This window comes from Buttiauxella sp. S19-1, assembly GCF_022134725.1.
Lineage (GTDB): Bacteria > Pseudomonadota > Gammaproteobacteria > Enterobacterales > Enterobacteriaceae > Buttiauxella > Buttiauxella ferragutiae.
In genome coordinates this window covers 52,483-67,102 of the sequence record NZ_JAHWLU010000002.1, presented here as the reverse complement: position 1 = coordinate 67,102, position 14,620 = coordinate 52,483, and the positions used below count along the sequence as shown (strand labels likewise).

The 14,620-nt window shown below is 50.2% G+C and carries 11 protein-coding genes; 7 read left to right on the top strand and 4 right to left on the bottom strand.

Annotation, left to right across the window (positions count from 1 at the left end; translation table 11 throughout):
- Window positions 1-6: 6 nt before the first annotated feature.
- The 6 genes from lptB to npr all read left to right on the top strand — a co-directional run bounded on the left by lptB (window position 7) and on the right by npr (window position 4,525).
- A complete protein-coding gene (gene lptB / locus MES37_RS00965; RefSeq protein ID WP_064543110.1) occupies window positions 7-732 on the top strand; it encodes an LPS export ABC transporter ATP-binding protein in 726 nt (241 codons plus the stop codon).
- A 173-nt stretch (window positions 733-905) separates the two neighbouring features.
- Window positions 906-2,339: an RNA polymerase factor sigma-54 gene (rpoN, locus tag MES37_RS00960; RefSeq protein WP_064543108.1), complete on the top strand. Its 1,434-nt coding sequence runs from the start codon at window positions 906-908 to the stop codon at window positions 2,337-2,339.
- Window positions 2,340-2,361: 22 nt separating this feature from the next.
- Window positions 2,362-2,649: a ribosome hibernation promoting factor gene (gene hpf, locus MES37_RS00955; RefSeq protein WP_064543106.1), complete on the top strand. Its 288-nt coding sequence runs from the start codon at window positions 2,362-2,364 to the stop codon at window positions 2,647-2,649.
- A 207-nt stretch (window positions 2,650-2,856) separates the two neighbouring features.
- Window positions 2,857-3,348, top strand: a complete 492-nt coding sequence (ptsN, locus tag MES37_RS00950) for a PTS IIA-like nitrogen regulatory protein PtsN (protein ID WP_064543104.1) — start codon at window positions 2,857-2,859, stop codon at window positions 3,346-3,348.
- 53 nt (window positions 3,349-3,401) lie between these two features.
- Window positions 3,402-4,256, top strand: coding sequence for an RNase adapter RapZ (rapZ, locus tag MES37_RS00945; protein ID WP_120064597.1), 855 nt, complete (start codon window positions 3,402-3,404; stop codon window positions 4,254-4,256).
- Window positions 4,253-4,525 carry a PTS phosphocarrier protein NPr gene (npr, locus tag MES37_RS00940; RefSeq protein WP_064543100.1) on the top strand — a complete coding sequence of 91 codons (273 nt, stop codon included), beginning with the start codon at window positions 4,253-4,255 and terminating at the stop codon, window positions 4,523-4,525. Before rapZ ends, npr begins: the two co-directional genes overlap by 4 nt.
- A 5-nt stretch (window positions 4,526-4,530) precedes the next feature.
- Here the strand turns inward: npr and mtgA are convergent, their stop codons facing one another.
- The 4 genes from mtgA to MES37_RS00920 form a co-directional block, all read right to left on the bottom strand.
- The gene (gene mtgA, locus MES37_RS00935; RefSeq protein ID WP_232886465.1) at window positions 4,531-5,259 is read right to left on the bottom strand and encodes a monofunctional biosynthetic peptidoglycan transglycosylase; all 729 of its coding nucleotides are present in this window, start codon (window positions 5,257-5,259) and stop codon (window positions 4,531-4,533) included.
- Window positions 5,256-5,909 (bottom strand): isoprenoid biosynthesis glyoxalase ElbB, encoded by a 654-nt coding sequence (gene elbB / locus MES37_RS00930; RefSeq protein WP_064543096.1) that lies wholly within the window; start codon window positions 5,907-5,909, stop codon window positions 5,256-5,258. The genes mtgA and elbB overlap by 4 nt, the downstream gene beginning before the upstream one ends.
- A gap of 235 nt (window positions 5,910-6,144) precedes the next feature.
- A complete protein-coding gene (gene arcB / locus MES37_RS00925) occupies window positions 6,145-8,493 on the bottom strand; it encodes an aerobic respiration two-component sensor histidine kinase ArcB (RefSeq protein WP_064543094.1) in 2,349 nt (782 codons plus the stop codon).
- A gap of 50 nt (window positions 8,494-8,543) precedes the next feature.
- Window positions 8,544-9,476 (bottom strand): TIGR01212 family radical SAM protein, encoded by a 933-nt coding sequence (locus MES37_RS00920; protein WP_237929908.1) that lies wholly within the window; start codon window positions 9,474-9,476, stop codon window positions 8,544-8,546.
- A 680-nt stretch (window positions 9,477-10,156) separates the two neighbouring features.
- Here MES37_RS00920 and gltB point away from each other — a divergent pair.
- Complete coding sequence (gene gltB / locus MES37_RS00915) at window positions 10,157-14,614, top strand: glutamate synthase large subunit (RefSeq protein ID WP_237929907.1); 4,458 nt, start codon at window positions 10,157-10,159, stop codon at window positions 14,612-14,614.
- Window positions 14,615-14,620 lie beyond the last annotated feature (6 nt).

Below are 14,620 nucleotides of genomic sequence, written 5' to 3'. Positions count from 1 at the left end.
TTCGTTATGGCTACTTTAATTGCAAAAAATCTCGCCAAAGCCTACAAAGGCCGCCGCGTCGTTGAAGATGTCAGCCTGGCTGTTAAGTCGGGTGAAATTGTCGGGTTACTTGGCCCAAACGGTGCCGGGAAAACCACCACCTTTTACATGGTGGTTGGCATTGTGCCGCGTGACGCCGGCAACATTATTATTGATGATGAAGACATCAGCCTTCTGCCACTTCATGCTCGTGCTCGTCGAGGTATCGGCTACTTACCGCAAGAAGCGTCTATTTTCCGCCGTTTAAGTGTGTTCGATAACTTAATGGCTGTGCTGCAAATCCGTGACGATCTTTCTGTTGAGCAGCGTGATGACCGCGCTAATGAGCTGATGGAAGAATTCCACATCGAACATTTGCGTAATAACCTCGGGCAGTCATTGTCTGGTGGCGAGCGTCGTCGTGTCGAAATTGCCCGAGCATTAGCCGCAAATCCAAAATTTATTCTTCTGGATGAACCTTTTGCTGGTGTTGACCCAATATCCGTCATCGACATCAAGCGAATCATTGAGCATCTGCGCGACAGTGGGCTCGGGGTGTTGATTACTGACCATAACGTACGCGAAACGCTGGCTGTTTGTGAACGTGCCTACATCGTAAGCCAGGGCCATTTAATCGCCCATGGCACTCCAGCCGAAATCCTGGAAGACGAGCATGTTAAGCGCGTGTATCTGGGCGAAGAGTTCAGACTCTGATAGGGTAGTAAAAATTATAATATTTATACTCAAAATAATTCGAGTTGCAGGTAGGCGACAAGGGAGTTCATCCCAGGAGCTTACTTGAGTAAGTGACTGGGGTGAAGGAGTGCAGTCAACACCCCTGCAGCTCGAAGTATGACGAGTATAACCTGAGGAAGCTCGCTCTGAATATGAAGCAAGGTTTGCAATTACGGCTTAGCCAACAACTTGCTATGACTCCCCAGTTACAGCAGGCAATTCGTCTGTTGCAACTTTCGACGTTAGAGCTACAGCAAGAACTTCAGCAAGCACTGGAAAGTAACCCACTGCTTGAGCAAACCGATCTGCATGAAGAAGTTGAAACTCAGGAAGTACGTGAAAACGAAGCGTTAGATACCCGTGAGGCGCTTGAGCAAAAAGAAATGCCTGACGAGTTACCGCTGGATACCAGTTGGGACGAAATCTACACCGCAGGCACTCCATCAGGAACCGGAAGCGATTATATCGACGACGAATTGCCGGTTTATCAGGGGGAAACGACCCAGTCTCTTCAGGATTATCTGATGTGGCAGGTTGATCTCACCCCGTTTTCAGATACTGACACAGCAATTGCGACCTCTATTGTCGATGCCGTTGACGAAATGGGTTATCTCACAGTTTCTCTGGAAGAAATTCTGGAAAGCATGGGTGATGACGAAATCACCCTCGACGAAGTGGAAGCCGTACTCAAACGCGTTCAACGCTTCGATCCTGTGGGTGTTGCCGCACGTGATCTACGCGATTGCCTGCTCATACAGCTTTCACAGTTCGCTCGCGAAACGCCATGGTTAACCGAAGCCAGCTTGATTGTCAGCGATCACCTGGATCTGCTCGCTAACCATGACTTCCGCAGCCTGATGCGCGTCACCCGTCTGAAAGAAGAGGTGCTGAAAGAGGCAATGTGCCTGATTCAGTCTCTTGACCCACGCCCAGGGCAATCCATTCAGACCGGTGAACCGGAATATGTCATACCGGATGTTCTGGTGAAAAAAACGCAAGGTCACTGGACTGTAGAACTCAATGCCGACAGCCTCCCTCGCCTGAAAATAAACCAGCAGTACGCTGCAATGGGCACCAGTGCCCGCAATGACAGCGACTCGCAATTTATTCGCAGTAATCTGCAAGAAGCAAAGTGGCTGATTAAGAGCCTGGAAAGCCGGAACGACACGCTGCTGCGCGTCAGTCGCTGTATCGTTGAACAGCAACAAGGCTTTTTTGAACACGGCGAAGAGCACATGAAACCGATGGTGCTTGCTGATATCGCTCAGGTCGTAGAAATGCATGAATCGACCATTTCCCGAGTGACCACGCAAAAATATTTACATAGCCCACGCGGCATTTTTGAATTGAAGTATTTCTTCTCAAGCCACGTTAATACCGAAGGTGGAGGTGAAGCCTCCTCGACGGCAATTCGTGCATTGGTGAAGAAATTAATTGCTGCGGAAAACCCTGCGAAACCACTGAGTGATAGCAAGTTAACGACTATGCTATCGGATCAGGGGATCATGGTGGCACGCCGCACTGTTGCGAAGTACCGAGAGTCTTTATCCATACCACCGTCAAATCAGCGTAAACAGTTGGTTTGACTTAACCGATAAGGAAGACACTATGCAGCTCAACATTACAGGACATAACGTCGAAATCACTGACGCACTGCGCGAATTTGTGAGTACGAAGTTTGCCAAACTGGAGCAGTACTTCGATAGAATTAACCAAGTCTATATTGTGTTAAAAGTGGAAAAAGTCACGCATATTGCCGATTCAACGCTTCATGTAAATGGTGGTGAAATTCATGCCAGCGCGGAAGGGCAGGATATGTATGCGGCGATTGACGGTCTGATTGATAAACTGGCTCGCCAGTTAACCAAACATAAAGATAAACTAAAACAACACTGATAATCCGGGCAACTGTTTAAGCAGTTACCCAAAATAATTCGAGTTGCAGAAAGGCGGCTACACAGTGAATCCCCATGAGCTTACTCTGGTAAGTGACTGGGGTGAGCGAGGAAGCCAACGCATATGCAACTTGAAGTATGAAGGGTAAAGACGGCTCGTTGCGTGGAGTAGCGGGCCGTTAGCATAACAGGGTGCTTAGGTGAACTTATGATGAACAACGATTCTGCTCTACAACTTAGTCAAGTCCTGAACAAGGAATGTACCCGTACCAACGTACATTGCCAGAGTAAAAAGCGTGCACTGGAAATCATCAGTGAACTGGCAGCAAAACAGCTCGGCCTGCCACCACAAGTGGTATTTGAGGCTGTATTGACGCGCGAACGCATGGGCAGTACCGGTATCGGAAATGGCATCGCCATTCCCCATGGGAAACTGGAAGAAGATACGACTCGTGCCGTTGGGGTGTTTATTAAACTGGAAACCCCTATCGCTTTTGACGCCATCGATAACCAACCGGTTGACCTGATGTTTGCGCTGCTTGTTCCTGCGGATCAAACAAAAACGCACTTACATACTTTGTCTCTGGTAGCAAAACGTCTGGCTGACAAAACGATTTGCCGCCGCCTGCGTTCTGCACAGAGCGATGAAGAGCTTTATCAGATCATTACCGAAACAGAACAAGGTAGTGAAAGTGAATAATCTGGCTGCGGTCACGGGTATGCCGCAGCAAGAAAAGTTGGGGGAGTGAAAACATGGTGCTGATGATTGTCAGCGGCCGCTCTGGTTCAGGGAAGTCTGTAGCCTTGCGTGCACTAGAAGATATGGGATTCTACTGTGTAGATAACCTACCAGTGGTGCTATTACCTGATCTTGCTAAAACCCTCGCAGAACGCCAAATTTCTGCGGCAGTCAGCATCGACGTGCGTAACATGCCGGAAAATCCGGAGATCTTTGAACAGGCAATGACCAATCTGCCTGACTCATTCTCACCACAATTGTTATTCCTTGATGCCGATCGCAACACGCTGATTCGTCGTTATAGTGACACGCGCCGCTTGCACCCGCTTTCCAGTAAAAATCTCTCGCTGGAAAGTGCGATAGATGAAGAAAGTGACTTGCTGGAGCCATTGAAATCCAGAGCCGATCTGATCATCGACACCTCTGAGATGTCGGTGCATGAGCTCGCGGAAATGCTGCGTACCCGTTTGCTTGGTAAACGTGAACGTGAGCTGACAATGGTGTTCGAGTCCTTTGGCTTTAAACATGGTATTCCGATTGATGCGGATTACGTGTTCGATGTGCGCTTCCTGCCAAACCCGCACTGGGACCCGAAGCTGCGCCCGATGACCGGTCTGGACAGACCTGTTGCTGCGTTCCTCGACCGTCATACCGAAGTCCACAATTTTATCTACCAGACGCGTAGCTATCTTGAGCTATGGTTACCTATGCTGGAAACCAATAACCGCAGCTATCTAACTGTGGCGATTGGCTGTACCGGCGGTAAACACCGTTCAGTTTATATCGCTGAACAGTTGGCAGATTATTTCCGTTCACGCGGCAAGAACGTGCAATCCCGTCACCGCACGCTGGAAAAACGTAAAACATGACCGTAAAACAGACCGTTGAGATAACCAACAAACTGGGCATGCACGCACGCCCAGCGATGAAGCTGTTCGAACTGGTACAAAGCTTTGACGCCGAAGTGATGCTGCGCAACGAGGCTGGCACGGAAGCTGAAGCCAATAGCGTCATTGCATTGCTGATGCTGGATTCTGCTAAAGGGGGTCACATTGAAATTGAAGTCACTGGCCCCGAAGAAGAACAGGCATTGAACGCCGTTATCGCGCTATTCAATGCCGGTTTTGACGAAGACTAATTAGCTCACTTCAACTCATGCTGCGCCATAAACGATTCGCCACCTAGCTGGCGCATCTGGCGCAAAATCCATTGCTGACGCTGGTGTACATAAGCGGAAGGTGCATTCGCTTTAAAGCGAATGGGATTAGGGAGAACGGCTGCGAGAAGTGCTGCTTCTGATGCCGTAAGGCGGCTGGCAGGTTTATGGAAATAGCGCTGCGAGGCGGCTTCCACACCAAAAACCCCATCACCAAACTCCGCGATATTCAGGTAAACCGCCAGGATGCGGCGTTTAGTCCAGACTACTTCCATGCCAAGGGTCAATCCCGCTTCCAGGCCTTTGCGCAGATAACTACGACCATCCCACAGGAATAGGTTTTTCGCCGTTTGCTGAGAGAGTGTGGATGCACCACGAACGCGATTTTCATTTCGCTCATTATGTGCAATAGCTTTTTCAATTGCCGTTACATCAAACCCCCAGTGATCAGGGAATTTCTGGTCTTCTGCCGCAATCACCGCCAGCCCCATCCACGGCGAGATCTCGTCCATGCTCACCCAATCCGAGTGCGCAACATAACTAAAATCACCGCTGAACCAGGCACTAAACTGCCGCTCGACCATCACTGCTGAAAACGGCACCGGCATAAAACTAAACAGGATTATCCCAACCAGCCAAATTCCCGCCAGTGCCAGTAGACCACGCAACAGCCAGCGCTTGAAAAAGCTCAAGAGCGCGATACGCCCTTTCTTCATGCAGTCATATCCACGACGCGGGCCACCAGCTTTTCGATACCCATTGCGGCTTCATCGATACGGGTCGCCAGCATATAAGCAGGCGTGGTCACCACTTTGTGTTCTTCATCAACCACAATATCGTCAACCGGGCACGGAACATGTTCGGCCCCCATTTCTTCAACGACTTCTGCCGTGTCGATATCTGTACCGATAGTCAAACGCACCGGCACATCAAGAATTTTTGGTAACATCACTGGGGCAATACAAATAAAGCCGAGTGGTTTACCCTGGGCATGGCAATCACGAGCCAGACGGCGTAGATCGCTATCAATCTGGCAGTCGCTCCCATGGCTTGCAAAATTACACAAGTTTTTCGCCGCGCCAAAACCGCCAGGCACAATAAGCGCATCCAGTTGACTGGCATCGGCCTGCGCTAATGGCGCTACCGCACCACGAGTAATTCGCGCCGCTTCAGCCAGCACATTACGATGCTCAATAGACTTATTATTAGTCAGGTGATTAATAACATCTGCTTGAGGTTTATCGGGTGCAAAACATACCGCTTCAGCACCTGACCGAGCGATAGCCAGCAGGGTAATCACAGCTTCCTGAATCTCACTTCCGTCGTAGACCCCACACCCACTGAGCACCACACCAATCTTCTTCATTCAGCCATTCCTTTTCATCATGCAAATTTCATCATCAGTTATGATGATTTGATCGCTATGCTTCACACATTTTACTGTTTCATGTAACAAACTATTTAAGATTTGCTATCTTAATGCCTGAGCAGCACACAAGATTATCGGCTGCGCCATTTGGATAAAGACTTATAACTCAACGGCGCAACCTGACTTTTCCCTGGTGTTGGCGCAGAATTCGCGCACCCCGGTTTATCCGGGGTCATTTTTTGGGAGCATTTGCCACCCAGGCTTTCAGAACATCAACATCGTGTTGCCATTCTTGTTTCAACTCTTCAATCCACTCACCGACGTTTTCTGACCATGCAGGTAAGTCCGGCGATTGAATTTGCTGAGCAACTTGCTGCAAGTGACGTAGCCCAACAGACCCTGCGGCTCCTTTAATCTTATGACCTTCTTCCACGACCCCTTTCTGGTCGCGAGCAGTCATATTGGAGTCCAGTACACTCAGATAGCCCGGCATCATTTTTTCAAACATCGCCAGCCCATCAGTAATCAGTTTTGGTCCGACGAGGTCCATATACTGCTCAAGCATTGGAATATCGAGCAATGCTTGCTGCTTTTCACTATTAACTTGAGGCACTTGAGACTCCTTCTTAGACTCTGACTGTTGGTTGTCCCAGAATTTTTGGATCATCGCCATTAACGCCGGAACAGAGAGGGGTTTGCTCAGCACATCATCCATGCCAGCATCCAGGTACTCTTTTTTATCTTTCAATACGTTAGCAGTCAATGCCACCAGCGGTGGTAAATCTTCACGCGCATAATGCGTGGTCAGTTGCCGGGAAATATCCAGCCCCGTCATATCAGGTAACTGGATGTCCAACAGCACCAGGTCATATTCCCCTGGGGTGAATTTTTCTAGCGCTTCTTTACCGGTCATCGCGACATCGACGCTATTGCCGAGCTTCTCAAGCACGGAACGCGCAACAATCACGTTGAGTTCAATATCTTCAACCAATAAGACGTGCAATGCCGGCAGCGGCATTTCATCATCTTCAAGGGTATCTTCAACTTCATCCGCAACACGCGGTGCCTGCACGGTCAGGGTAAACAACGAACCTTCACCGGGCTTGCTGCTAACGGTAATATCGCCACCCATACTCTTCGCCAGACGGCGCGATACCGCCAGGCCAATTCCCGTACCGGTAGCCGGTTTGCCGCCATGACTGTCTTTCACCTGATAATACATGGCGAAGATTTTGTCCTGTTCGTCTTGAGGAATGCCAATGCCGGAATCCTGAACTTCGAAGCGCAACGTGTTTTCTTCTTCATAACACACGCGCACAGCAACCAGTCCTCCTTTTGGCGTGAACTTAACGGCGTTACTGATCAGATTCCAAAGGATTTGGCGCAGACGTGTTCCATCGGTCACCACTTTATGCGGCAGTGGTAACGTAGAGTTCATTTCCAGCTTCAGCCCTTTTTGCTGTGCTTGCAAACCGGAAAGATTCTCTAAATCAGCCAGGAAACCAGTGAAATCAATCGGCTGGTTATCAAGCTGGACTTTGCGACGTTCAAGCTTATCCATATCAATGATATCGTTGAAAATATTACCGAGTGTTATTGCCGATACATGAATGGTTTTGAGGTAATTGGTTTGTTCAGGATTCAGATCGGTATCGAGCAAGATACGGCTCAAACCGACGATCCCATTTAGCGGTGTACGCAGTTCATGGCTGATGGTTGAAATGAAGGTGGTTTTATCGCGACTGGCGCGTTCAAGTGCATCCTGGTAACGCTTGCGCTCGGTAATATCGCGGCCAAAGCCCATCAAACCGTGACGCTTACCCACGCGGTCGTAATACGGCACTTTGCGAATTTCAAAGCAGGCTTTGCGCCCATCGGGGTAATCCAGCCACTGTTCATAGGTGAGCGAAACGTTATGGCGGAACACTTTTTCATCCGTTTCGATAACCTTTTGGGCTGCTTCTGGCGAGTAGACCTCTTCTGGCTTCAGTCTGATCAGTTGCTTCTCACTTTTGCCCGTCAACAACTCCATGGCACGGTTACAGCCTGAAAATTCTTTATCTTCATTACGATAGAAAACCAGATCCGGGGAAGCATCGAGGAATGAGCGTAAAAACGACGATTGCTGCTCAAGCTGAATTTGCGTCTCTTCACGCTCCTGCATCTCAACTTTGAGTTGCTCAAGCATAGTTTGACGCTCATCTTCTGCTTTCACGCGAACGGCAATTTCCTGATTTAATTGCGCAATATTGTCTTTAAGCTGCACATTAAGTTTCAGGTCTCTTTCGCGCATCTCTTCAAGTTTCTGCACCAGTTTTGACAGCCTTTGGCGAGACTCTTCGAGTTGTTCAACCACCACAGAAAGGAAATAGACAGCCCAGGGAGTAATTAGCAGTCCAAAAAAGATAGAGCGGACGACATCAATGCTTTCAACCTGGCCACGTAACAACATCGTCACGGCCATTTGCACCACAATAGCCAACACCACCAGGGCGGAAGCCAACAATAATGAGAAGCGCACTAATCCGAGCTTCACCATCAAATCAACGTAATACTGTGCCAGTAACCGGATTTGCTTCATGGAACGTTTCCCTCGCCTTCAATCAGCTAAATATACCGCACGCTTAGGGATTACGACAGAATTGCTGGGGTCCATGGCGAACCCAATGCCGAGCCTTGTGTTCCATGCTCCGTCAAATACTTATCGATTGCCCCCATTCCGGTCCATCGGTTCTCACACCACAGCGGTGCCAGCAGTGTCGGACGGCGGGCATTGGCAGATATGCGATGATAAACAATATCGATCGGCGTATGGCGAATCATCTCACCTGCGGTAGTCGCATACTCTTCCAGTTCGATGCCTTGCAGTCGTCCTGCCTGCCAACTTTTCGCCATCGTGCTACCGCTGACTATATGGAGTGGATGCAGTTTGATGCCATCCACGCCCGTCTCAACGACTTGCTTGAGCGTTTGCAGGCAATGTTCCTGACCTTCTCCAGGCAGGCCAACAATCAAGTGGCTGCAAACTTTCAAGCCGCGCGCACGGGCACGACGTGTCGTTTCCTGATAACAGGCAAAATCATGCCCACGATTTATTCGATGTAGCGTTTTGTCATGCGCCGTCTGCAAGCCAAGTTCTAACCAGACCTCATAACCTTTGTCATGATATTCACTTAACAAATCGAGCACGCTATCCGGCACACAATCCGGGCGCGTACCAACACATAAGCCGACAATACTGGCCTGGCTAACGGCTTGTTGATACATCGAGCGAAGCACCTGCACTTCTGCCCACGTACTGGTGTAAGCCTGAAAATAAGCGAGATAGTGTTTTGCCCGGTTTACCAGCTGTGACTGGCGTTCGAGCTGCTCAGCGATAGAATGGTTTTGTTGGGTTTCGTCGGCGAAAGAAGCGACATTGCAGAAAGTACAGCCGCCGCGTCCAATAGTACCGTCGCGGTTTGGGCAACTGAAACCGCCATGCAGCGTGAGTTTATGGACTTTGTGACCATAACGACGCTGAAGATCCCCACCAAACATATTGACTAATTTCTGTAACTGCATAATCTGATGGGCCGCCCTGTAAAAGGGAGGTAGCCTGCCATTTTCTGCCCATTTTAGCGATGACCTGGATCAATCGCTGTGGCGCAGCTTTATCTATTGCATATAAATGCAAAATAAGTGCAATTCTAATCACAAGCAAGATGATTACTTTTCCTTATATTGACCCTCTATTTTTAAAGAATATGTGGCCTTGTGAAAAACAGTGTCATACAACACGCCACACCGCGTTGATAGCATAAGATCCTGCCAATACCATCATCTCCAGCACGCTCTGGAATTTTTCAGCCTCCAGGATAGTGAGAGAGATCACAATACCCAGGTGATCTTCTTGCCGCTTAAATCCGATAAAAATGATAATAAAATGTTTATATTCATAATGTTAAATAGCAATTAGCACATAATCGTATAAATAAGAATGCCATTTGACCTGTGTGCGCTTTCCCGATAACTTGGAAATCCGCTGGAAGCTTTCTGGGTGGGTTCTGTGCCCATCATATTTATGCAGTAATTTAGATTCCCTCTAAAGCAAGTCCTCAACACTTGTGAAACCGGATGCGTTAGACATCAAGAGGGCGACACGCGCGGTATGCGTAGATTCGCAAACCCCGTCGCCATGCCCTTGCTGCGTCTGGACGCAAACGGTATCGGGAATCACGTAGAGCCTGGGGAGGTTCACTGATATGTTGTACGATAAATCCCTTGAGAAGGATAACTGTGGTTTCGGCCTGATCGCCCACATAGAAGGCGAACCTAGCCACAAGGTAGTGCGTACTGCTATTCACGCACTGGCCCGAATGCAACACCGTGGAGCAATCCTTGCCGATGGTAAAACCGGTGATGGTTGTGGCCTGCTGTTGCAAAAGCCTGACCGTTTCTTCCGAATCGTTGCGGAAGAGCGTGGCTGGCGTTTGGCAAAAAATTATGCCGTCGGCATGATTTTCTTAAATAAAGATGATGCGCTGGCTAAAGCAAGCCGTCGTATCGTTGAAGAAGAGTTGCAAAACGAAACCCTGTCGATTGTTGGCTGGCGCGAAGTGCCAACCAATGAAGACGTACTCGGTGAAATCGCCCTCTCCTCAAAACCTCGTATCGAACAAATTTTTGTTAATGCTCCGGCTGGCTGGCGCCCACGTGATATGGAACGTCGCCTGTTTATCGCCCGTCGCCGCATCGAAAAACGTATTCAGGACAAAGACTTCTACGTTTGTAGTCTCTCAAATCTGGTCAACATCTATAAAGGTCTGTGTATGCCGGCAGATTTGCCGCGCTTCTACCTGGACCTAGCGGACTTACGCCTGGAATCAGCCATTTGCTTGTTCCACCAACGTTTCTCCACCAACACCGTACCACGCTGGCCGCTGGCTCAGCCGTTCCGCTACCTGGCGCACAACGGTGAAATCAACACTATCACTGGTAACCGCCAGTGGGCGCGCGCGCGTACTTACAAGTTCCAGACTCCACTGATCCCAGATTTGCATGACGCAGCGCCATTCGTTAACGAAACCGGCTCCGACTCAAGCTCAATGGATAACATGCTTGAGCTGCTATTAGCTGGCGGGATGGACATCGTTCGTGCCATGCGTTTGCTGGTGCCACCAGCCTGGCAGAACAACCCGAACATGGACCCGGAGCTACGTGCCTTCTTCGACTTTAACTCCATGCACATGGAACCGTGGGATGGCCCGGCCGGTATCGTAATGTCCGACGGGCGTTACGCTGCGTGTAACCTGGACCGTAACGGTCTGCGTCCGGCACGCTACGTCATTACTAAAGATAAGCTGATTACCTGTGCATCCGAAGTTGGGATCTGGGATTACCAGCCTGACGAAGTGGTCGAAAAAGGCCGCGTCGGTCCTGGCGAATTGATGGTTATCGATACGCGTATCGGGCGCATTCTGCATTCCGCTGAAACCGATGCCGATCTGAAAAGCCGCCACCCTTATAAAGAGTGGATGGAAAATAACGTTCGTCGTTTAGTGCCGTTTGAAGATTTGCCTGACGAAGAAGTCGGTACTCGTGAACTGGATGACGATACGCTGGCAAGCTTCCAGAAGCAGTTCAATTACAGTGTTGAAGAACTGGATTCTGTGATTCGCGTGCTGGGTGAAAATGGCCAGGAAGCCGTCGGCTCAATGGGTGATGATACCCCGTTTGCCGTGCTCTCCAGCCAGCCACGCATTATTTACGATTACTTCCGCCAGCAGTTTGCGCAGGTGACAAACCCGCCAATCGATCCGCTGCGTGAAGCTCACGTAATGTCTCTGGCGACCAGCATTGGCCGTGAAATGAATGTCTTCTGTGAAGCAGAAGGCCAGGCGCACCGCCTGAGCTTCAAATCACCAATTCTGCTGTGGTCTGATTTCCAGCAGCTCACTTCGCTTGAAGAGCAGCACTACCGTGCCGACACGCTGGACATCACTTACGATGCTTCAGCTCAATCGCTGCATGAAACCGTCAACGCACTGTGCGACGAAGCTGAACGCATGGTTCGCAACGGTACAGTTTTGCTGGTGCTGTCTGACCGTAACATCGCGAAAGATCGCCTGCCGGTTCCAGCGCCAATGGCAGTGGGTGCGATTCAGACTCGCCTGGTCGAGAAGAATCTGCGTTGTGATGCCAATATTATTGTTGAAACGGCAAGTGCGCGTGACCCGCACCACTTCGCTGTTCTGCTTGGCTTTGGTGCCACCGCCATCTATCCATACCTCGCCTACGAAACGCTGGCGAAACTGGTCGATAACGGCGCGATTGAAAAATCTTACCGCGCAGTAATGCAGAACTACCGCAACGGCATCAACAAGGGCCTGTACAAGATCATGTCCAAAATGGGCATCTCGACTATCGCCTCTTATCGTTGCTCGAAACTGTTTGAAGCGGTTGGCCTGCATAAAGAAGTTTCTGAACTGTGCTTCCAGGGCGTTGTTAGTCGCATTGGCGGTGCCGGGTTCAACGACTTCCAACAAGATTTGCTGAACCTGTCTAAGCGCGCATGGCTTGCTCGTAAGCCGCTGGACCAGGGTGGTCAGCTGAAATACGTCCACGGTGGCGAATATCACGCCTATAACCCAGACGTGGTTCAGACGCTGCAAAAAGCCGTAAACAGCGGTGAGTACAAAGATTATCAAGAGTACGCGAAGCTGGTGAACGAGCGCCCGGTGGCAACACTGCGCGATATGCTCGCACTGAATCCGCAAGGCGAAACAGTGAGAATCGAAGACGTTGAGCCAGCCACTGAGCTGTATAAACGCTTCGATACTGCGGCGATGTCTATCGGTGCGTTAAGCCCGGAAGCGCACGAATCACTGGCCGAGGCGATGAACAGCATCGGCGGCAATTCTAACTCCGGTGAAGGCGGTGAAGATCCTGCACGTTACGGCACCAACAAAGTGTCCCGTATCAAACAGGTCGCTTCTGGTCGCTTCGGCGTGACTCCGGCTTACCTGGTGAACGCGGATGTTATCCAGATCAAAGTCGCTCAGGGTGCAAAACCAGGTGAAGGTGGTCAGTTACCAGGTGATAAAGTCACACCGTATATCGCAAAACTGCGTTATTCCGTGCCTGGCGTTACGCTGATTTCGCCTCCGCCGCACCACGATATTTACTCTATCGAAGATTTGGCGCAGTTGATTTTCGACCTTAAGCAGGTCAACCCGAAAGCGATGATCTCCGTCAAACTGGTTTCCGAACCAGGTGTGGGCACCATCGCAACCGGTGTGGCGAAAGCCTATGCCGACCTGATTACTATCGCCGGTTACGATGGCGGTACAGGTGCAAGCCCGCTGTCTTCCGTGAAATATGCTGGTTGCCCGTGGGAACTGGGCCTGGTGGAAACACAACAGGCACTGGTTGCCAACGGTCTGCGTCACAAGATTCGCCTGCAGGTTGATGGCGGCCTGAAAACGGGCTTAGACATCATCAAAGCCGCGATTCTCGGCGCGGAAAGCTTCGGTTTTGGTACCGGGCCAATGGTCGCATTGGGTTGTAAATACCTGCGTATTTGCCACCTGAACAACTGCGCAACCGGTGTTGCAACTCAGGATGAAAAACTGCGTAAAAACCACTATCACGGCCTGCCGTTCAAAGTGACCAACTACTTTGAATTCATCGCTCGTGAAACCCGTGAGTTGATGGCGCAGTTAGGCGTGAAGCGCCTGGTTGACCTGATTGACCGTACTGATTTGCTCAAAGAGCTGGACGGATTTACTGCCAAACAACAAAACCTGGATTTGTCGAATCTGCTGAAAACAGCCGAGCCGATGCCGGGCAAAGCGGTGTTCTGCACCGAAAATAACCCGCCATTTGATAAAGGCGACCTGAACGCGCAACTGCTTGCTCAGGCGAAACAGTATGTGGACGATAAACAGAGCAAAACGTTCTGGTTTGATATCCGCAACACTGACCGTTCTGTAGGTGCCACGTTGTCCGGTTATATCGCGCAACATAACGGTGACCAGGGTTTGGCTGCCGACCCAATTAAAGCGCATTTCAGCGGTACTGCCGGGCAGAGTTTCGGTGTGTGGAATGCCGGTGGCGTTGAATTGCACCTGACTGGTGATGCTAACGACTATGTCGGTAAAGGCATGGCAGGCGGTTTAATTTCATTGCGTCCTCCGGTGGGATCCGCCTTCCGCAGCCACGAAGCGACCATCATCGGTAACACCTGTTTGTACGGTGCTACTGGCGGCAAATTGTATGCTGCTGGCCGTGCGGGCGAGCGTTTCGCAGTACGTAACTCTGGTGCAATCACCGTAGTTGAAGGTATTGGCGATAACGGTTGTGAATACATGACGGGTGGTATTGTCTGCGTCATCGGTAAGACAGGCGTGAACTTCGGTGCAGGTATGACCGGTGGTTTCGCTTACGTGCTGGATGAAGAGGGTGATTTCCGTAAACGCGTTAACCCTGAGCTGGTTGAGCTTATTAACGTTGAAGAGCTGGCGATTCACGAAGAACACCTGCGCGGTATGATTACCGAGCATGTGCAGCTGACGGGTTCCCAGCGCGGCGAAGAAATTCTGGCTAACTGGCCGGCATTTGCCTCGAAATTCACGTTGGTTAAACCGAAGTCCAGTGATGTCAAAGCATTGTTGGGTCACCGTAGTCGAAGCGCCGCCGAGTTGCGGGTGCAGGCGCAGTAAGAGGTC